This is a genomic window from Halalkalibacter lacteus (assembly GCF_036663595.1).
Classification (GTDB): domain Bacteria; phylum Bacillota; class Bacilli; order Bacillales; family Bacillaceae_D; genus Halalkalibacter; species Halalkalibacter lacteus.
Genome location: NZ_JAWRVL010000008.1, coordinates 101892 through 123517, shown reverse-complemented (window position 1 = coordinate 123517; position 21626 = coordinate 101892). Strand labels below are relative to the sequence as shown.

General features: G+C 37.9%; 19 protein-coding genes and 1 pseudogene. 5 read left to right on the top strand and 15 right to left on the bottom strand.

The window, feature by feature from the left end; all coding sequences use genetic code 11:
* Positions 1-2: 2 nt before the first annotated feature.
* The 4 genes from SAZ04_RS08140 to SAZ04_RS08125 form a co-directional block, all read right to left on the bottom strand.
* A complete protein-coding gene (locus SAZ04_RS08140; RefSeq protein ID WP_332693793.1) occupies positions 3-1283 on the bottom strand; it encodes a dihydrolipoamide acetyltransferase family protein in 1281 nt (426 codons plus the stop codon).
* Between the two features lie 108 nt (positions 1284-1391).
* Positions 1392-2369 (bottom strand): alpha-ketoacid dehydrogenase subunit beta, encoded by a 978-nt coding sequence (locus SAZ04_RS08135; RefSeq protein WP_332693790.1) that lies wholly within the window; start codon positions 2367-2369, stop codon positions 1392-1394.
* Between the two features lie 3 nt (positions 2370-2372).
* Positions 2373-3458 carry a pyruvate dehydrogenase (acetyl-transferring) E1 component subunit alpha gene (pdhA, locus tag SAZ04_RS08130; RefSeq protein ID WP_332693787.1) on the bottom strand — a complete coding sequence of 362 codons (1086 nt, stop codon included), beginning with the start codon at positions 3456-3458 and terminating at the stop codon, positions 2373-2375.
* Positions 3459-3979: 521 nt separating this feature from the next.
* Positions 3980-4630, bottom strand: a complete 651-nt coding sequence (locus SAZ04_RS08125; protein ID WP_332693784.1) for a YkyA family protein — start codon at positions 4628-4630, stop codon at positions 3980-3982.
* Between the two features lie 269 nt (positions 4631-4899).
* Between SAZ04_RS08125 and SAZ04_RS08120 the strand changes: the two genes are divergently transcribed.
* From SAZ04_RS08120 to rnjA, 4 genes are all read left to right on the top strand, one after another.
* The gene (locus SAZ04_RS08120) at positions 4900-5079 is read left to right on the top strand and encodes a YjcZ family sporulation protein (RefSeq protein WP_332693781.1); all 180 of its coding nucleotides are present in this window, start codon (positions 4900-4902) and stop codon (positions 5077-5079) included.
* Positions 5080-5305: 226 nt separating this feature from the next.
* Positions 5306-5857, top strand: a complete 552-nt coding sequence (def, locus tag SAZ04_RS08115; protein WP_332693778.1) for a peptide deformylase — start codon at positions 5306-5308, stop codon at positions 5855-5857.
* Between the two features lie 371 nt (positions 5858-6228).
* Entirely contained in the window at positions 6229-6438 is a 210-nt protein-coding gene (locus tag SAZ04_RS08110; RefSeq protein ID WP_332693775.1) for a DNA-dependent RNA polymerase subunit epsilon, read from the top strand.
* Positions 6439-6441: 3 nt separating this feature from the next.
* On the top strand, positions 6442-8109 hold the full coding sequence (gene rnjA / locus SAZ04_RS08105) for a ribonuclease J1 (protein ID WP_332693772.1): 1668 nt from the start codon (positions 6442-6444) through the stop codon (positions 8107-8109).
* A 149-nt stretch (positions 8110-8258) separates the two neighbouring features.
* On the opposite strand, the gene SAZ04_RS08100 is transcribed toward rnjA, so the two are convergent.
* The 3 genes from SAZ04_RS08100 to SAZ04_RS08090 form a co-directional block, all read right to left on the bottom strand.
* Positions 8259-9491: a peptidoglycan recognition protein family protein gene (locus SAZ04_RS08100; protein ID WP_332693769.1), complete on the bottom strand. Its 1233-nt coding sequence runs from the start codon at positions 9489-9491 to the stop codon at positions 8259-8261.
* A gap of 113 nt (positions 9492-9604) precedes the next feature.
* Entirely contained in the window at positions 9605-10057 is a 453-nt protein-coding gene (locus tag SAZ04_RS08095) for a TlpA disulfide reductase family protein (RefSeq protein WP_332693766.1), read from the bottom strand.
* A gap of 83 nt (positions 10058-10140) precedes the next feature.
* Entirely contained in the window at positions 10141-10692 is a 552-nt protein-coding gene (locus SAZ04_RS08090; protein ID WP_332693763.1) for a peroxiredoxin, read from the bottom strand.
* A gap of 361 nt (positions 10693-11053) precedes the next feature.
* On the opposite strand from SAZ04_RS08090, the gene SAZ04_RS08085 reads away from it, so the two are divergent.
* Complete coding sequence (locus tag SAZ04_RS08085; RefSeq protein WP_332693760.1) at positions 11054-11887, top strand: mechanosensitive ion channel family protein; 834 nt, start codon at positions 11054-11056, stop codon at positions 11885-11887.
* Between the two features lie 81 nt (positions 11888-11968).
* On the opposite strand, the gene SAZ04_RS08080 is transcribed toward SAZ04_RS08085, so the two are convergent.
* From SAZ04_RS08080 to SAZ04_RS08045, 8 genes and pseudogenes are all read right to left on the bottom strand, one after another.
* On the bottom strand, positions 11969-12220 hold the full coding sequence (locus SAZ04_RS08080; RefSeq protein WP_332693757.1) for a YkuS family protein: 252 nt from the start codon (positions 12218-12220) through the stop codon (positions 11969-11971).
* A 168-nt stretch (positions 12221-12388) separates the two neighbouring features.
* A complete protein-coding gene (locus tag SAZ04_RS08075; protein WP_332693754.1) occupies positions 12389-13525 on the bottom strand; it encodes an N-acetyldiaminopimelate deacetylase in 1137 nt (378 codons plus the stop codon).
* Positions 13525-14703: an aspartate aminotransferase family protein gene (locus tag SAZ04_RS08070; RefSeq protein ID WP_431308978.1), complete on the bottom strand. Its 1179-nt coding sequence runs from the start codon at positions 14701-14703 to the stop codon at positions 13525-13527. Before SAZ04_RS08070 ends, SAZ04_RS08075 begins: the two co-directional genes overlap by 1 nt.
* Before the next feature lie 124 nt (positions 14704-14827).
* Complete coding sequence (gene dapD / locus SAZ04_RS08065) at positions 14828-15550, bottom strand: 2,3,4,5-tetrahydropyridine-2,6-dicarboxylate N-acetyltransferase (protein WP_332693748.1); 723 nt, start codon at positions 15548-15550, stop codon at positions 14828-14830.
* A gap of 175 nt (positions 15551-15725) precedes the next feature.
* Complete coding sequence (locus SAZ04_RS08060) at positions 15726-16622, bottom strand: AEC family transporter (protein WP_332693745.1); 897 nt, start codon at positions 16620-16622, stop codon at positions 15726-15728.
* A gap of 353 nt (positions 16623-16975) precedes the next feature.
* A complete protein-coding gene (aceA, locus tag SAZ04_RS08055; protein WP_332693742.1) occupies positions 16976-18259 on the bottom strand; it encodes an isocitrate lyase in 1284 nt (427 codons plus the stop codon).
* Between the two features lie 495 nt (positions 18260-18754).
* Positions 18755-20254, bottom strand: a pseudogene (locus tag SAZ04_RS08050) (glycine betaine uptake BCCT transporter).
* Positions 20255-20375: 121 nt separating this feature from the next.
* Positions 20376-21509: a mechanosensitive ion channel family protein gene (locus SAZ04_RS08045; protein WP_332693739.1), complete on the bottom strand. Its 1134-nt coding sequence runs from the start codon at positions 21507-21509 to the stop codon at positions 20376-20378.
* Between the last annotated feature and the right edge of the window lie 117 nt (positions 21510-21626).

Below are 21626 nucleotides of genomic sequence, written 5' to 3'. Positions count from 1 at the left end.
CATTACCCCTCCATTAATAATAATTGTGGATCGTTTAATAGACGTTTCACGTGGTTTAGTGCATTCTGAGCTGTTACGCCATCAATTAGACGGTGATCATAACTGATTGAAAGAGCAAGTACAGGAGCAGCTACAATCTCGCCATTCTTCACAACTGGCTTTTCTTCAATACGACCAATACCTAAAATAGCGACTTCTGGGTGATTAATAACTGGTGTAAACCAGAGTCCACGAGCCGAACCAACGTTAGAAATTGTGGCAGAACCGCCCTTCATTTCCGCACCACTAAGTTTACCATCACGTGCCTTACCTGCCAACTCATTAATTTCATCAGCAAGTGCGAAAATTGATTTGCGATCTGCATCTTTTACAACTGGTACGAACAGACCATGCTCTGTATCAGCTGCAATGCCAATATTAAAGTAATTTTTATAAACGATTTCGTCATTTGCATCATCAATTGATGCATTTAAAGCTGGGAATTTACGTAAAGCAGCAGTAAGAGCTTTTACAACATAAGGCAAGTACGTAAGCTTTGTTCCTTGTTCAGCAGCAATTGCTTTGTACTCTTTACGATGTGCAACCAACGCAGAAACTTCAATCTCATCCATGTGTGTAACGTGAGGTGCTGTATGCTTAGAATTAACCATTGCCTTAGCAATCGCTTTACGAACACCTTTAAATGGAACGCGTGTTTCTTGTTCACCAACTGGACTAGAAACTGGCTCTGATTTTTGTGAAGCTGGAGCTGCAGCTGTCTTTTCATCTGATTGAGCAGGCGCTTCAGTTGTTGCACCACCATTTAAGAATGTATCTATGTCTTCTTTCACAATACGACCATTCTTCCCAGTTCCACTTACTTTAGAAATTGCTACACCTTTTTCACGAGCATACTTACGAACAGACGGCATAGAGATTACACGTGCACCATTATCTGCCTCATCTTCATTCGCAGTATCTGCAGCAGGTTCAGAAGATTTAGCTTCTTCTTTAGCAGGTTCAGCTTCTGCTTCAGGTGCACTATCTTCTTCTGCAGGATTAGCATCACCAGCATCAATCGTTACAAGAACGTCACCAACAATACTTACAGTACCTTCCTCAACATGAACTTCTAGTACTTTCCCATCAACCGGTGATGGAATTTCTACAACTGCTTTATCATTTTGAACCTCAAGAAGAATGTCATCTTCCTTAATTTCATCGCCTGGTTTAATAAACCACTTTACAATTTCACCTTCGTGAATACCTTCACCAATGTCAGGCAGTTTAAACTTATATGCCACTTTGAAGTGCCTCCTTTAAATGAACAGTTAAATTAGTCGAAAAGGAAAGACTCCCATCTTTCCTTCTCATACGCTTGTCTATTCTTTAGAAAATCTTCTTTTTGAAATTTAGAAATTAATAACTTTTTTCGCCGTATCTACTATGCCTTTATAATCTGGTAACCAATCATCTTCAATAGTTGCAAAAGGATAGATCGTGTCAGGAGATGTCACACGAAGGACTGGTGCTTCCAGACTTAGTATTGCTCTTTCCGTAATTTCTGCCACAACATTAGCAGCAATACCAGCTTGCTTCTGTGCTTCTTGAACGACAATTGCACGGCTCGTCTTTTCTACAGAAGTGATGATCGTGTCTATATCAAGAGGGCTAATTGTCATTAAATCAATAACCTCAACATCGATACCTTCTTTTTCAAGCTCTTCTGCAGCTTTAAGTGAAGAATGTACCATTGCTCCGTATGTAACAATAGTTAAATCCTTTCCTTCACGTTTAATATCAGCTTTACCTAATGGGATCGTGTACTCTTCTTCTGGTACCTCCGCACGGAATGAACGATAAAGCTTCATATGCTCAAGGTAAACAACCGGATCGTTATCACGAATCGCAGAGATTAAAAGACCTTTTGCATCATAAGGTGTTGAAGGAATAACAACTTTCAAACCAGGAGTTTGAGCCATAAGTCCTTCTAAACTATCTGCATGCATTTCAGGCGTTTTAACTCCACCACCAAATGGTGAACGTACTGTAATTGGTGATGTCAATTTCCCACCAGTACGATAACGCATACGATTCATTTGGCCTGCAACAGAATCAAACACTTCGAATACAAAACCGAAAAATTGAACTTCCATTACTGGACGGAAGCCAGTAAGTCCTAAACCAATCGCTAAACCACCGATACCTGATTCAGCAAGTGGAGTATCAAATACACGCTCTTCACCAAATTCTTTTTGTAAGCCCTCAGTCGCACGGAATACCCCTCCGTTTTGACCAACGTCTTCACCAAACACAAGAACATCTTCATTATTCTTAAGCTCATTACGCATTGCATCCGTAATTGCTTGAATCATTGTCATTTGTGCCATAGGTTACTTCGACTCCTTTGCTGTATATTCTTCCATTTGCTCGCGGAGATTTGCCGGTAACTCCTCAAACATAAAGCCAATTAGATCCGTTACTTTTTGTTTTGCTGTTCCATCCGCTTTTTTCATTGCTTCTTTAATGTCGCCTTTTGCTTGTTCCACTACTTCATTCTCTTTTTCTTCTGTCCATAATCCTTTTTTCTCTAGGAATTTACGGAAACGAACAAGGGGATCTTTTTTTGTCCACTCATCATCAAGATCTGAAGAACGGTAACGAGTTGGATCATCACCAGCCATTGTATGTGGACCATAACGATAGGTCATCGTTTCAATAAGTGTTGGACCTTCACCAGCTAATGCACGCTCACGAGCGTCTTTAGTTGCAGCATATACAGCAAGGACGTCCATACCATCTACCTGAATTCCCTCAATACCAGCAGCGACTGCTTTTTGAGCAATTGTCTTTGCCGCAGATTGCTTCTCAACAGGTACTGAAATGGCAAAACGGTTGTTTTGTACGATAAATACAGCAGGAGCATTATAAGCACCAGCGAAGTTCATACCTTCATAGAAATCGCCCTGTGAAGCACCACCATCACCTGTATATGTGATAGCAATATTGTTTTTCTTTTTACGTTTTAGCCCAACTGCAACACCAGCTGCTTGAATGATTTGAGCACCGATAATGATTTGAGGAAACATAACGTTTAAGCCGTCTGGAAACTGGCTTCCAGCATAGTGTCCGCGGGACCATAAAAATGCTTGATGTAACGGTAAGCCGTGGAATACAATTTGTGGAATATCACGATAACCAGGCAAAATCCAATCTTCTTTGTCTAGGGCAAATTGACTCCCTAACATTGATGCCTCTTGACCTGCCACTGGCGCATAGAAACCAAGGCGACCTTGACGGTTTAATGAAATTGCACGTTGATCCCAAATTCTTGTATACACCATGCGTCTCATAATTTCTTGTAGCTGTTCATCACTTAACTCAGGCATAGCAGCTTCATTAACAACTTCGCCCTCTTCATTTAAAATCTGAAACGTCTCAAACTGATTTTCTACTTGCTCTAACGTTTTTGTACTCACTACCTTCACCTCTTCCTTTCAAATGAAAAATAAACTCAATCGTTTTTTTATTGAATTAAAATGACTATAAGTTAAGTAGTAAAATCTACTTGACAAACCTCTCCCATAGGATGCCCAATCTCTACTCATACATAACCTCTATGGTAAAGTTCGAAACAAAATTTCGACAAGCTTCGCTTAGCCACATATGTATAAAAATACGATTGATGTTGCATCGCAAAACTTCAATTGATCTGTATTAGTCGATTCACTAACAAAGTAATACAACACAACTTACAAAATTAAGTCTACATCATCTTATTAAAATCCGTCAATCCTTTTGTTTATCTATTTTTTATAATTCCATCAAAATGTTTCGCATCTCTAAAAAGTTTTGTTGTTATATATCAATTTACATTTACAATAGTACAGATTCCCTTCTAAAAATATAATCTTAAGTCAGGCTCATTTTATCCTGTATTAAAAACAAAAATTGACTCAAACTATTAGCACAGGCATTTTCACTAAAAAAGCTTAACGCACTATTCAAACAGTACGTTAAGCTCTGCTACTTTATAAAACTCTCTTTTTAATTGGTTATACTCATCTGTCTTTCTGTTAAATTCTTCTTTATATCCTTCTACTTTTTCATATGTTTCATTTACATTGTCAATTTGACTTTGAAGATCCTCCATAACTAAGTCTTCTTCCTGTAACATCTCAAACAATGTTCTATCTAAGTTAATTGCTTCAAAGTAACTGTCGTATAATTGTTGATAATGATCATACCGGTCTTGCATAGTCTTTACCAAATCAGTTAACACATCAGCAAGCTCAAAATCTTCAATCTTTTCAACTTCTTCTATTTTCTTGAATTCTTGATAACTTTCTTCAATACTTTCTTTTTCTTTTTTTATCATTGTCTCCCTCGATTGAATCGAAACAATCGCTTCGTCTGCTACTTGAACGATTTCCTCAAATTCATCCATACCAAGAGCAATAATTTTCTCAAAAAGTTCATTCTCTCTTATTTCTGCTTTCTGTAATGGTTCTTGTTGCTTTTCAAAAGGTTGTTCAAGTTCAACTGCAGCCTCTAGATGGTGATAAACGGTATTTGCTGGATTTTCACCACAAGCTGTTAGCAGTACGATTGTTACTAGAAAAGTTGGCACCCACTTTACAAAACTCAACATCCATTTCCCCCTATCCTGTGTACCTATTTACTTCTAGACTAAATGAGTATGTACAAATTGTACAATACATTGAATTAGTAAATCTGTAAACGTTGCTAGTATATGAGCGCAACCTTGGTAATATGAGCCTGTCCTTTAATAAATGAATGAGTTTATTTAAAAAGAATCATAAAAATGGGCATTCGTCCAACCAACGATCCTCTTCCTGCATAAAGTAATTAGTGAATCGCAACCAATGCGGTGCCAAGACGACAAAGGAGGAATGTCAAATGTTTGGATATGGACACGGTCAAGGTGCAGGATGTTGTTATGACCCTTGTGGATACGGATACGGTGCTCCAGTTGCAGGAGCAAGCTACGCACCAGGTGCAGGTAAAGGTTTCGCGTTAATCGTTGTACTTTTCATCCTGCTTATCATTGTTGGAGCTTCTAAGTTTGGTCATTGCTAATATGCACAAAAGGAGTAAGGCTGCTGCCTTGCTCCTTTTTTTCTGTATTTAAACTTAAACCTCTTATGAGAAGCCTCTGACACTTTTTACAACCGTTTCGACAAGCTCCAAAATTAAGTTAAAAACGGAAAGTGATCGTTAAAATAGCTTTCTTAATGGAATACTACTTGATATTTCGTAGGTTTCTTCATAAAGTTAATGTATAAGCAAAAGGAGTGATACATAAATGTTAACAATGAAAGATATTGTTCGTGAAGGAGACCCTGTATTAAGAAAAGTGGCAAAAGAAGTTTCTCTTCCAGCAAATACAGAAGATAAACAAACCTTGCAAAAAATGCTTGAGTTTGTCATTAACAGTCAAGATCCAGACATTGCTGAAAAATATGAACTAAGACCAGGTGTTGGGGTAGCTGCTCCTCAAATAGGAATTTCTAAGCGCATGTTTGCTGTTCATGTTACCGATGAACAAGACCAGCTATATAGTATGGGACTATTTAATCCTAGAATTGTTAGCCATTCTATAGAAGAGACTCATTTAGAGGGGGGAGAAGGCTGTCTCTCTGTTGATAGAGATATTCAAGGTAACGTTCCTAGATATTCTAGAATTACCGTTAAAGGAACAAACTTAGACGGGGAAGAAGTGACATTACGTTTACGCGGCCTAGTAGCAATTGTTTTTCAACATGAACTTGATCATCTTAATGGTATTATGTTTTATGATCGTATTGAAAGCTTTAAAGATAAGCTAAAAAAAGAGCTACCTAATTTACATGCATAAGAACAGTGATTCCTCTTCCTAATTTGAACTTTAGGAATGAATCACTTTTTTTTATCCATTTATTACCTTGAACAGCAGATTTACAACCAACACATACTATACATAACAATCCTCATTAAGTGGCAGGAAAAGATAACAACAATAAAAGAAGGAGCGTGAACCCAACATGTTACGTAAATGGCGTAAAAAAATCGTAAAAGGCTGTAAAAACTTACTCCCTAAAAACCGACTTATAGAAGTTTAATCAATACCACTCTGGTTAATACTGCATAAAGTTTACCAAATAATGCTCCAACTCAAAGAAAAACATGAAATGCGGAGTCATTTGCTTTATAATGAAAATATAACCAATGGTAAGGAGAGGTAGTAACATGATATTTAAAGTATTTTATCAAAAGAAATTTAACCAAGTTCCTGTACGGGAATTTACGGAATCGCTCTTTGTTGAGGGAGAGAGTGAAGCGGATGTACGTAAAAAGCTCGCTTCACGCAATTATAATATTGAGTTTGTAACACCGGTCTCTGGAGCATATCTTGACTATGAACAACAAAGCGAAGATTTTAATGTGGAGTCCATTTAATCCATGAAACAAGTGAAAAACAACCAAACTGCCGTCTTTGCCTTAGGCGGATTAGGCGAAATCGGTAAAAATACGTACGCTGTTCAGTTTCAAGATGAAATCATTCTTATTGATGCTGGGATTAAGTTTCCAGAGGACGAACTTCTCGGCATTGATTACGTCATTCCTGATTATTCTTATTTAGTAAAAAATGAAGATAAAATTAAAGGCCTTTTTATCACACATGGACACGAAGATCATATTGGTGGTATTCCTTATTTACTTAGGACTATCAACGTCCCGATTTACGGGGGGAAATTAGCTTTAGGTCTATTAAAAGGAAAACTAGAAGAACACGGTCTTTTACGAAAAACAAAGCTTCATGAAATTCATGAAGACCAAATTGTTAAATTTACGAAGACATCGGTATCGTTTTTCCGAACAACGCATAGTATTCCTGACTCTTACGGAATTGTTGTAAAAACCCCACCAGGGAATGTTGTGCATACAGGTGACTTTAAGTTTGATTTCACTCCAGTCGGAGAACCAGCTAATTTAACAAAAATGGCAAAAATTGGCGAAGAAGGTGTACTCTGCTTATTATCAGATAGTACAAATAGTGAAATTCCAGATTTCACTATGTCAGAAAGGAAAGTTGGAGAAAGCATTAGCAATATTTTTAATAAAGTTAATGGACGTATTATTTTTGCTACATTTGCCTCCAACATCCACCGCCTTCAACAAGTGATAGAAGCTGCTGTTCAATACGGTAGAAAAGTAGCTGTCTTCGGTCGCAGCATGGAAAATGCATTAACAATTGGTCAAGAATTAGGCTACATAAATGCACCTAAAGGTACATTTATTGAACCATCTCAATTAAACAAACTGCCTGACACTCAAGTAACGATCTTATGTACAGGTAGCCAAGGTGAACCGATGGCAGCTCTTTCACGTGTTGCTAATGGTACGCACCGCCAAATTCAAATCATTCCTGGAGATACGGTAGTGTTCTCATCATCACCAATTCCAGGAAATACATTAAGTGTAAGTAAGACAATCAATCAGTTATATCGTGCTGGTGCTGATGTCATTCACGGATCATTAAATGATATTCATACATCCGGCCACGGTGGTCAAGAAGAGCAGAAACTTATGCTACGCTTAATGAAGCCACAATATTTCATGCCTATTCACGGAGAATATCGCATGCTAAAAATGCACATAAGGCTTGCTGCAGATTGTGGAATTCCTGAACAAAACAGTTTCATTATGGATAATGGCGATGTATTAGCTCTCCACCCAGAAGAAGCTGGCGTTGTCGGAAAAATTCCATCAGGGTCTGTTTATGTTGATGGAAACGGAATAGGTGATATTGGAAATATCGTGCTAAGAGATCGTCGGATCCTCTCAGAAGAAGGTCTTGTAGTCGTAGTCGTCAGCTTAAACATGAAAGAGTTTAAGGTTACAGCTGGTCCTGACCTCATCTCTCGTGGATTTGTCTATATGAGGGAGTCTAGCGACTTAATTCATGAAGCACAGAAGCTACTTGCAGGGCATTTACACGAAGTGATGGAACGGAAAACAACTCAATGGTCAGAAATCAAAAATGAAATTACAGATTTACTTGGTCCATTTTTATACGAACGAACAAAACGTAAACCGATGATTTTACCGATCATAATGGAAGTATAACTTTTAGAAGGATGACTTAAGATACATTAAGTCATCCTCCTTTTTATTTTCATTCAAGTTTACTCCAAAAGGGAAGATCGTTCTTTGAAGTGCGGTAATGGCTACGAGGTTACTCCAAAAGGGAAGATCACCCCTTTGGAGCAACCTCTTTAATTAAACAATCTTCTCCACGTTTGTGAACCTACTATTCCGTCTACTGCAATTGCTTCTCTTCGTTGGTATTTTCGAACCGCTTGCTCAGTAAGTGGCCCGTATAGACCATCTACTCGAACATTTAGCGCTCTCTGAATAAGTTTTACGTCTTCTCCTCTTATATATGGAGTTTGAACAGACAGTAAGCGTTGATAACGTCCTCCTCTGCTCTGTTGAATCCTATCTAACGCTCGCCACGTTTGCGGGCCAACAATTCCATCTTCTGTAATACCTTCACTTCTTTGAAATTCTCGAACTCTTGCCCCTGTTTCCGGTCCAAAGATTCCATCTGTAGCAGAACCTATTTTCCCTTGAACTTCTTGAACATCAGTTCCCCTCATCATTGGGCTGATTAAGCGAAGCATTCTTCTCGTCTCCGTTCGATACATTTCTTCCCGGTCATCTGGCTCATCTGTTGGAGAACCATGTTCGATTGGTTCTGTTGCTGGCTTATAGTCACGTAATGCTTCACGAGTCTCAGGACCGACGATACCATCTACTGAGATCGAAGCTGTTCGTTGAAATCGCATTACTGCATCAGCTGTTTGCGGACCAAAGATTCCATCAATTGGTCCAGGATGAAACCCTATTTCATCTAAGCGTTCTTGTAAGGCTTTAATGTCATCACCTTGATCACCTCTAGAAAGAATCGTTCTCTTCCTAGCTCCGGCAACATAACTCGGAGACGGAGGTGGGCTCTCAGAAAAGTTCGCCCCCTCCTCACGTAACCAACTTCGAAATTTCTGCATACTAATTGACGGACAAGGTTTCCATGAGTATCCAGGAAATTCGATATGGCCCCATACATTATCAATTGGAATAGTTAATTGATCCATTAAACTTCGAGTTAAATCCAAGGTTGCTTGGCGCTGGGCATCTGTTAACGATTGTGTTCGAAAGTCTCCAACCATACAAATGCCCACTGCAAAACTATTACTATTTCCAACGTGATAACTAACAACTTCTAAATCATGGCATAAACTAATCGAACCATCCTTATCTATAACATAATGGTACCCAATACCGGGCCAACCTAATTCATTAACGTGATAACGTGCGAACGCTTCTGCGCTTCCAGACGTCGTCGCGCTATGATGGATAGCGATATTTCTAATTGCACTTCGAGCTCTTCGTGTGTATGATCTCGAACGACTAGATGCTAGAGAGCTTCTTTTATCTATAATATTCATCGAATGATCACCTCATCATATATATATGAAGAAGTAATCATTCGTGATGTAAGCAAAACACAAGAAAAAAGACTGACGTAATGGACTTTATACCCCTGTCAGCCTTTTCTTATTTATTCTTTTATACCTAGAACTCTATTTACACGCTTCGTCAGCATTTTCATTCCGCCGCCGCCAGCTTGAAAATGACGAAGTTGTCCTTCCCCATCAAATACATAATAAGCAGGTACATATTCATTCTCAAAAGCATCAGTTAATTTGTGTTGATCATCAACAAAAATCGGTTGAGTAATTTCGTGCTCTTCCGCTACTTTTTTAATTTCGTCTAAATTCAAATCTTTTTCAGAACGTGGCATATGCACAGCAATGACGTTTAACTTATCTTTGTAAGTATCACGGAATTCATTAACATTAGGCATTGCTTCTTTACACAAACCACAACTAATTGACCAAAAGTGAATGAGGGTTGGCTTATCTCCTACTAGATCACTCTTTGTGACTTCTCCGTTTAACCAAGTTGACGCCCCTTCTAATTCAGGCATTTGAGACCGTAGTTTTAACGCCATTCAAACCATCCTCCTCTTGAATTATCTTAACTTGGATCAAAAAAGGCCTAACATTGCTGCTAGACCTTCTTGTGTTTAGATTCTTACACGTTAAGTGTTTCTTGACCTGGTTTCCAGTTCGCTGGGCAAAGACCACCCGTTTGAAGAGCCTGAAGTACGCGAAGAGTCTCATCTACATCACGACCAATGTTGTTATGGTTAACAACTGAGTACATTAACTCACCTTCTGGGCTAATGATAAATAAACCACGTAGTGCAATACCTTCTTCTTCGATAAGAACACCATATTCACGAGATACAACATGGTTTGTATCAGCTGCAAGTGGATATTTCAACTCACCAAGACCATTTTCATCACGAGAAGTGTTAATCCATGCCTTATGAGTGTGAACTGTATCAGTTGATACTCCAATGATTTCTGCATCTAAATCTTCGAATTCATCGTAACGATCGCTTAGAGCTGTGATTTCAGTTGGACATACGAACGTGAAATCCATTGGGTAGAAATAAAGAACTGTCCATTTGTCATTCTTCATGTTTTCTTCTAGACTCACCTTTGCAAATTCTTTGTTCGGCAATACTGCGTCCATTTCAAAACGCGGTGCTTGTTTTGCTACCATACGCTTGTCTGTCATATGTACAACCTCCTATTAATAAATAAATATCTTTACAGCCGTCATTATAAAAGAAGTTTTAATACTAGTCAATATTAATTAATAATAAATATAAATAGCATGTAAAATTCTTTTACATTAAAGCACAAATAGTAGTATACCCACGTCTTGTGCTTCTAAACGACTCTTACAAATTTAATTATAACAATGTTTTCTCTGAAAAGCGATTAATATGCTTATCATTCTCAATCAAATGTACAACCTATTTGAGAGGAGTGTTTTTTTATGCTACTATTAATTCTTAATATTTTTATTATGTGTTTGAAACGAACTAAAATAAGTTACATCTTTATTGATGTAGTTTGAAATTAGGAGGGATACAATGGAACAATGGGTAAACCAATTTTCAGGTGGGGTATTTTTAATTGGCTTAGTGACAATTATTGGCCAAATCGTGTTAGCAATTTTAGCTTTCTTAATTGCGCGTTCAATTGGAAAAAGGCTCATCCAAGGTGGCTTTTCAAAAATGGAGACGCAAAAAGGTATGTCTGCCGGTCGCGTAAAAACACTAGAGAAATTAGCGGTTAATGCTTTTTCCTATGTTCTAATATTCGTTTTTATTACAATCATTATTAGCATATTTGGACTAGATGCTACTGGCCTGATTGCTGGTGCCGGTGTTGTTGGACTAGCTATCGGATTTGGAGCGCAAGGTCTTGTCAGCGATGTTGTTACGGGATTCTTCTTATTATTAGAGAAGCAAGTTGATGTTGGTGATTATGTTACAGCTGGTGGGGTAGACGGAATCGTAGAAGAAGTAGGTTTACGAAATGTCCAAATTAGAGGCTTTGACGGCACGTTACACTTTATTCCTAATAGAGGAATCAGCAATGTCAGCAACCATTCACGTGGTAATATGAGAGCACTTGTAGATATGAGTATTTCCTACGATGATAACATCGATGAAGCAATGGCTATCCTTCAAGCCGCTTGTGACAAAATAGCAAGCGAAGATGAAACCATTAAAGAGGGACCTAATGTTGTCGGAGTACAAGGTCTAGGGGACTCAGATGTCGTCATCCGAGTAATCGCAAAAACAGAGAATATGGAACAATGGGCTGTTGAACGTAAATTACGTAAAGCTCTAAAAGAAGCTTTAGATGCGAATGACATTGAAATCCCATTTCCACATCAAGTATTTATTGAGAAGAAATAATAATACCGTGTATTAAATTAGACTAGACTATGGTTATATCGACAAGGAGGCTGAAACAAAATGTTTCAGCCTCCTTTGTTTTTATTGCTGATGTCCGATCGATTGTTCAACTTGTTGGCAAATTTCCTGAGCTGTCATCCCATGAGCATTAATAACAGACCCTTTAATAGCCGCATCTTGAACACCCATCACATTTTGATCCTGCCCAGTAATAACACAACAGTCACATCCTTGTGCATCTTGCTCCTGCTTTAATTGAACAACATCATATCCCATGGATTGCAATTGTTGTTGTACATCTAATAATGATTGTTCGACACCGATTTTTGGCATCACCAGCACCTCCGCTAGATTTTAATTCATAACACTTATTACTGTTTCCCATTCTTTGCTAACTATGCACCAAAACGATAATTTTTAGGAAGAAATACAACCGTCAATAGGATAATTGATTATTCATTTCATACAAAAAAGCCGTCTGGAAAGACGACTTTTTTGTCATTATTTAGCAGAATTATGTTGCTTAAAGTATTCAATTATAGTTTGAACTGCAAAAGGAATCGCATCTTCATTTGGTTCTAATCTAGCATCATGTAACCCAAATGGACTTTCCACTCCTAGCCAAAACATCATTCCAGGTATTTGCTGTAAAAAATAACCAAAGTCTTCCCCAGTCATTGCCTCACTACAAATAGAAAGATTCACATTTTCATTCGCCTTTGCAAACTCAATAAATGAATTAGAAACAGTTTCGTCATTATAAACTTGACAATAATTTGCACCATAGTCGATCTCAACCTGGCAGTCAAATCCTATTTCTAGTCCGTTTAGTAACGATTCAATCCGTTTTTTTATGACTTGCATCGTTTCAATTGATTTTGTTCGAATTGTTCCTTCAATTACAGCAGTGTCTGCAATAATATTTTGTTTTGTTCCACCTTTGATCACTCCAATTGTAACTACACCAGCATCAAGAGGATTTACATTACGCGAAACAATTGTTTGTAGCTGCGTCACCAAATGACTAGCTGCTACAACCATATCATTTGCCGTATGAGGATACGCTGCATGACCTCCTTTTCCCTTTAAATGGATAAAAAGCTCAGACGTATTGGCAAAAAGTAAACCTGGTTTGGTTGCAATTGTTCCTACCGGATATTCTGGAGCTATATGCAATGCCAGAATCTCATTAGGCCACCATTTCTTTAACTGTTCCGATTCAAGCATTTGCTTTGCGCCACCCGGACCTTCTTCAGCCGGTTGAAAAATAAAAAGCTGATTTTGACTCGGTTGTTTATGGGCAAAGTAACTAATCACACCTAACGCTATTGTCATATGGATATCATGTCCACAAGCATGCATATTTCCTACATGCTTAGACTTATAATCGTTATAGCTTGTCTGTTCTTCAATTGGCAATCCATCTATATCTGCACGGTATGCGAGCGTTCTAGAAGGATCTTTCCCCTCAAGATAAACAAAAATCCCTGTTTTCCACAACTCTATTGTCATAAATTCCTGAGGAAGTTCTTTGAGGCGATCCAAAAGATATTGTTGTGTTTTCACTTCCTCGTAACCTAGTTCAGGGATCCGATGCAGATCGCGACGAATACGAATTAGTTCTTCCGTAAGTATCATTATCTTTCCCCTACTTTCAAAAGAGTTTGTAGCTGTTTCTCTAAAACTCCAATAAGCATTGAAACCTCTTCACTCGTTAAGGTTAATGGAGGCAATAATCGGATAATCGTTTGCTGAGTTACATCAACCATAAAGCCGTCATCTAAAAGTTGATGTTGAATCGATTTCACCTCTGAGGCTTCTAGATTCATCACTAATCCAAGCATCATTCCTTTTCCTCTGACACCACTTACTAACTTGGGGTAGGTGATTTGTAATCGTGTTAGTTCATCATATAATTTTTTGGCTATTTTTGAACCTACTTCTAATTGTCCATCCTCTATTAACACGTCAATGACCGTATTACCAAGTGCAGCACTTAGTGGTGATGGAGCAAAGGTCGTCCCATGGTCACCAGGTTGAAACAAGTGAGATAACTGCTCAGCTACTATAATTCCTCCAAGTGGCAAACCTCCACCAATACCTTTTGCAAAAAGAATCACATCTGGTTTAATCCCTGCATGTTGATAAGCAAAAAACGTGCCTGTCCGGCCAATCCCAGTTTGAATTTCATCCATGCAGCACAATACACTATATGTTTGGCAAAGCTCTGAAATAGCTTGAAGATAAGATGTTTCAAGCGGGACAATCCCACCTGACCCAAGGACAGGTTCAACAATGATAGCTGCTGGCTTTTTTGCTTGGAAAATATGTTCAAGAGTAGCAACATCATGAGGATCCACTTCATAAACAGGAGTGTCAGTAACCGGAAAATCCTGATACACACCAGGCTGCCTCGTCAATTTGATCGCACCTAGCGTACGACCATGAAAGCTTTTTTTTAAAACAACGACGCCCCGACGCTCTTCAGTCTGTTCTTTCGACCATTTATGAACAAATTTCAACGTTGCCTCTGTTGCTTCGGCTCCAGAATTTGTAAAGAAAACCTTCCCTTTTATTGAATGCTTTAGCAAGCGTTCTGCCAGAGCAATTGCTGGCTTATTATAAAAAACGTTTGAAATATGCAAGAATTTAGCACCTTGCTCTGTTAATGCTTTGATTATTTTTGGATGAGAATGACCTAATATATTTACAGCTAGTCCCGTAAATAAATCTAAGTATTTTTTTCCCTTTTCATCTATTAAATAATTCCCCTCCCCACGCTCAATTACAATGGGTAATCGACCATAGGTTGACATAATTGTCTGATTGTCACGTTCTATCCAACTCGACACCGCTCTATACCCCTTTCACTCTATGTAAGGAAAGAGCTTTGCCAAAGAGGTTAACACCTAATCGACAAAGCTACTCATCCCACAACTATTAGTTATCTTCATTTAACCGTCTAAGTTCTTGCTTAATTTCCGTTTTTCCTTTTGTCTTTTCATCAATTTCCTTAATTACTCGTGCAGGTGTACCAGCAACTACCGTATTCGGTGGTACATCCTCTGTAACCACAGCTCCAGCTGCTACAACAGCGCCCTTACCGACCGTTACTCCTTCTAAAATAACACAATTAGCTCCAACTACAACGTCATCCTCTACGACAACCGGTTTAGCAGAAGGAGGTTCAATGACACCGGCTAAAACTGACCCAGCACCGATATGACAATTCTTCCCGACTGTAGCTCGTCCACCTAAAACTACATTCATATCAATCATCGTACCTTCACCAATTACAGAACCAATATTAATGCTAGCACCCATCATGATAACAGCATTATTACCAATTTCAACTTGATCACGAATGATCGCTCCTGGCTCAATACGTGCTTGAATATTTTTCATATCTAGAAGAGGAATCGCAGAGTTACGACGATCATTTTCAACAACAACATCTTCGATTCTCGCTTCATTTTCTTTTAGAATTGGTTCAATGACACTCCATTCACCGAAAAGCACGCCAATAGATCCTGTAATAAATGCCTTTGTATCAGCACCAAAATGTAAGTCTTCTAGATCACCTTTAATATGTACTTTTACCGGTGTTTTCTTTTCACTTTGTGAAATAAATTGAATAATTTCATTTGCATCCATCATTTTCATTATAAGTCCTCCTACTTTTTGAACAATCTCTTCATTATGATAAAGATTTAAGATGAAAAATGCAATCATCAAGCACGTTTTTCTTCTATAAATCCAGGAAAAATAAAAAGTAACTCTTTTATTTTTTTTAAAAGTGGCTTCACTACTTCAAAGTTCTAAAGTAACAAGTAAGAAATTAGCCTAATATGATAAGTAAAACCGTTATTGTTACAATACTAAATAAAGTAGTTATTAGTGTAACACTTGATACAAGTCGTGGTTGTGAATCAAATTGGACCGCATACATGACAATGGTCGCTGCTGAAGGCATTGCTGCAGAAACAATTAATACCTTTGCCATAACTGGATCCATTGGTAACAAAAGCGTAATTCCATAAGCTATCGCAGGAGATATCAGGAGTCTAACGATCGTACTATAGGTTACGATGCCCCACTCAAAATTGCCCCATTTTATTCTAGCTAGTTGCATCCCTAAAATAATCATTACCGTCGGAATAGCTGCCTCAGCAATTATGTCTACTGTTAACATAAAGTTAGAGGGAACAGACACGTTTAGTAATTTCAATAGAATTCCGATTAAGAAAGCATACGTAGCAGGCATTTTCATTACTTCTTTAATCGCAATTCCCACTCCGGCCTTTCCTCTCGCAGCATAATAAACTCCTATACAATTCATAAGAATCGATTGTAATACAAGAAACATAACAGCATAAGCGAACCCCACTTCGCCATATGCAAATAAAATAATCGGCGTTCCATAATTACCGGCATTCATAAAAGCTGTAGATAAAATGAGCCCCCCTTCCATAGACTGGTCATATTTTTTTATTTTGACATAAATCTTATTTATGAAGATGATTGAAATTAAAATAAGCAATGCAAAAACAATCATATAAAATGATTGGATATTCAACTCCGAACTATAAAAAGTTCGAAAGACTAAACATGGTGTCATAATATAAATGGCCACAGTCGAAACTGACTTGATTTCCACTTTTTTCCATCTCTGAACAACAAACCCAATTAAAAACACAAGTAAAACAGGCATTACAACTTCAAAAAATATTTGCATATGTATCCTCTCCAACTCTTAACTCCACTACTAGTTACTAGTCTATTATACTCCTCTTGAAAAGAGAGTTGAAGAGGCTGTTAAAAAAGAGGAACTTTCACCTTTTGAACAGCCTCTAAGCAACATGCGGAGCAATCAAACCCACTTTAATAAAAAACATTTTATTTCCCCGGCAAGAATGTAGGAGATTATACAAGCATCCTTATCAATCGACAGAGCCAATTGATAACAAAATTAACGCACTTTTGTTATACTGAATTTCACACTTTAAATATTTGTACTATAACAGACTCTGCACAAAGGTACAGAGTCTGCTTGTAATATACGGAGACTAACATAAAATGCGTCCTTTATTATTGAAACTGAGCTTCTTCCGTCGATCCTTTTAGGGCAGTTGTAGACGAAGTGCCACCAGTTACAGCCTGTGATATTTCATCAAAATAACCTGTTCCTACTTCACGCTGGTGGCGTGTTGCTGTATATCCTCTATCTTCACTTGCAAATTCTGCTTGTTGCAGCTCCGAATAAGCCCCCATACCTCGATCGCTATATCCATGCGCAAGCTCAAACATACTATGATTAAGGGCATGAAATCCTGCAAGTGTAACAAATTGGAATTTGTATCCCATCTTCCCAAGTTCCACTTGATACGTTTCAATTGAACCTTTATCAAGGTTCACTTCCCAGTTAAAAGAGGGAGAGCAATTATAAGCAAGCATTTTCCCAGGAAACTTAGAGTGGATAGCATCAGCAAATTGTTTCGCTTCTACAAGAGATGGCTTTGACGTTTCACACCAAATCAAATCTGCATACGGTGCATATGCAAGCCCTCTAACAATGGCTTGATCAATGCCTGCATTCGTTCGGTAAAAACCTTCAGGAGTACGCGTTCCTGTTATAAATGGACGGTCTGTTGGGTCAATGTCACTCGTAATTAAATCAGCTGCATCTGCATCTGTACGGGCAATAACCACTGTTTGAACACCACTTACGTCAGCCGCTAATCTTGCAGCTATCAAGTTTCGAATAGCAGTTTGGGTAGGTATAAGTACTTTTCCGCCTAGATGACCACATTTTTTCTCTGATGCTAGTTGATCTTCAAAATGGACTGCCGAAGCACCTGATTCAATCATGCCTTTCATTAATTCAAATACATTCAGTTGACCTCCAAACCCTGCTTCTGCGTCAGCAACGATCGGAGCAAAGTAATCAATGTTACCTTCCCCTTCCATATGCTGTATTTGATCAGCACGTTGAAGCGCTTGATTAATTCGTTTTACAACACTTGGAACACTATTTGCTGGGTATAAACTTTGATCTGGATACATCTGCCCAGCAAGATTCGCATCTGCCGCAACTTGCCACCCGCTTAAATAAATCGCTTTCAATCCTGCTTTTACTTGTTGAACAGCTTGATTCCCAGTTAATGCTCCTAACGCATTTACATAGTCTTCTTCATGTAGTAAGTTCCAAAACTTCTCTGCTCCTCTGCGAGCAAGTGTATGTTCCACTTGTACAGATCCTCTTAAGCGAACAACATCTTCACCTGAATACGGCCTTTCAATCCCCTGCCATCTATCATCATTTCCCCACTGTTCCTCTAACTGTCTTGCTTGTTTTTGTCTAGATTCTGTCATGATAATCTCTCCCTTTTCTTTTAGATTAATAGTTTTTAACCAAGACTTTCCGATACAATTTCACCCATATAACACTAAATTCTCACCTCATGATTCCAGCCACGCCGTTACTAACTAAAGACGCATTTCTTCTCCGTTTCTTCCTTTCACCGGGTGCCTAGTCATCAACATCTTCTTACAAAACCTGGTCAACTTTTTCAACACACTTATACCTTGTAGTGCTTTATAGCTCATTCTCCCCCTCCACTTAATGTGTATTAATACAGAGTGTATATTACAAAATTATAATATAACAGTATCGAGTTGAAAGCAACCATTATTTTCTTTTTTTTTGAATATTTTCATTTTATTTTCTGATTGAACATTTCTAGAAAAACTACCTAACCCCCAAAAAACAACCCTTGAAAATTATTGTTTTCAAGGGTTACTTCTTCTTATTATTATTATTTTTTACGACAATATGGACTACAACTAAATAAACTATTTTCAGAAATTCTATACGGTTTTTTTAGGCTTTTTATATCCTTTTACCTCTGTCTTAAAGACCTTTACAATCCCGACACTCATCACTAGTAATATAATGGTTAATGGGAATGCACTAACAATGATCGCTGTTTGAAGAGCATTCAATCCACCAGAAGCCATTAAGACAATAGCAGATGCCGATAAAATTAATCCCCATGTTATTTTAATGAAATTCGATGGGTCCATATCGCCTTCCGTTGTTTGCATACCTAGAACAAACGTTGCTGAATCAGCAGAGGTAATAAAAAACGTAGTAATAAGAAAGACCGTTACAACAGACAATAGCCCTCCAAGCGGCAAATGGTTAAAAACATAAAACAAACCCGTCTCTAAACTTTGACCAGCGACATCCACCCCTTGCAAAAGATCTAAATAAATTCCCGTACCTCCGAATACAGCAAACCAAAATGCACAAACAAGAGTTGGAACAACGAGAACAGCAACCGTGAATTCCCGAACAGTTCGTCCTTTTGAAACACGAGCAATAAACATTCCAACAAAAGGAGACCACGAAATCCACCAAGCCCAATAAAAAATTGTCCATCCTTGCGTCCAGGCTGCTCGATCTGCATCTAATGGAAATATTCGCATCCCCATCTACGGAAGGTTCTGGATATATTCTCCGAACGTGTGAGTAAATAAGTTTAATATAAACAATGTTTGTCCAAGTATTACCATTGATATCAATAAAATTGTAGCAAGTATCATATTTGCATTACTTAAATATTTAATACCTCGCTTGATTCCTGTACTCGCTGACAAAATAAAAAGAACAGTGATTATGGCGATAATTGTTAGCTGAATACCAAAGTTAACTGGAATTCCAATTAAGTAGCTTAAACCTGCATTGATTTGTTGAGATCCAAGTCCCAGAGATGCACAAACTCCAAATAAAGTTGCAAAAACAGCAATAATGTCAATTGTGTAACCAATAGGGCCTTTAACGCGATCACCAAGTACAGGCGAAAGCGTGGCGCTCATTAATCCAGGTGCATCTTTTCTAAACTTAAAATACGCAAGGGCCAATGCAACGACAGCATAGATCGCCCAAGCATGAAATCCCCAATGTAAATACGTATAGCGTAGTGCAATTAAGGCAGCATCTCGTGTCCCGCCTTCGCCAACCGGCGGTGCAGCATAATGTGAAACAGGTTCTGATACACCGTAAAATAAAAGACCGATTCCCATACCAGCACTAAAGAGCATGGCAAACCATGTTGGACGACTAAACTCCGGTTGATCAGTGTCTTTTCCAAGCTTAATTTTCCCATACTTACTAAAGATTAAAAATAACGCAAATACCAAAAAGAAGGAGGCTGCTAAATTATAGAACCATCCAAAAGCATTTAAGAAAAACGTTTGTAAATTGGTCATTACGCTATCTAAGTGATCAGGAAAGAACGTTCCCCACGAGACAAAAATAAGAGCACTGACAACAGAAATTTTGTAAGTGATAGTCAAATTTTTCACGATTATCCTTCCTCTCATATCAAAAAACAAATCGGATTAAGCTCTCTGTTCTATCTTCTTAGTTTGCAACAATGAGCGCTATTTTATTAATTCTAGTTACATATAGACAAAGAAAAAAAGCTCACTTTTCGCTTGAACTTTTTTTAAACATTTCGGCTTCTATATTAGATGCTACATTCTCATTTTCTACGTAAATACTTCTACTTGGAAAAGCAATCGAGACACTTTCCTCTTCTAAAATTTTCATAATTTCGAAATTGATCTCTTCTTTAATTCTAAACCATTCAACCCATGCGATTGTTTTTGTAAAAAAGTATAAATAAATATCAAGGCTCGAACTGTTAAACTCATTAAAGCGAACCATAATAAGGTCTTGATCAATTTCATCATGCGATCGCAGAAGCGACTCCATTCTTCTTGAACACGTTTCAAGCTTTTCTTTGGAGGTAGAATACGTAACACCAATCGAAAACGAAATACGGCGTTTCCCCATTTCGGACCAGTTAGTAATTGGTTCGTTCGCTAGTGTTGAATTGGGAATCGTTACGATAGAATCGGCAAATGTACGTATTTGTGTACTTCTGAAACTAATATCTACGACCGTTCCTTCTACCGAAGGAGTTTGAATCCAATCCCCTTTTGAAAAAGGTTTCTCTGTAATAATGATAACACCACCAAAAAAGTTTCCAATCGTATCTTGAGCAGCTAAAGCAAATGCTAAACCACCGAGGCCAAGCCCTGCAATAAAACCACTAATTTCATAACCCCACTCACTTGCAATCACAACAATAACAAGAGCAACTACAGCAAAACGCAATATTTTTGATAAAAAAGGCACGACCATACTGTGTTCATCTAAATCAACATTGCGCGCGAGGCGAAAAATAGCCGTCGAATATTCCGATGTGTAATTATATAGCCCCCACCCAACTAAGATGATTATAATGGACCTATAAATATGCTCGACAAACGCAATTGTTGTAAAATTAAAAGGCAAATAGACTAGAGCTAAGTATGTCCCTAAAACTATCCAAAATGTCCGTAAAGGTTTCTCAAAAGATAATAATATGTTTGAAAATAAAACTGTCGGCGTCTTACGAAGTGTTGTTAAGATAATTTTAAAAATATATTTTGTAAATATTTTACGAAATAACAAAAAGATCGAAAATATAGCAATCGCAATTCCGATATCAACCAATTCTAATCTGTTTAAAGAACGTAAAAATGCATCCCATCTCCAACTATCTAATTCCATTTTTTATCCCACCTTATTCATGTCGTATTTTATCATAAGAAGGACGAAATGGACAGTATCATGAATGCAACTTCGCAAGTTTACATATAGGTGGTTATTTTCTTTGCTTCAACTAGA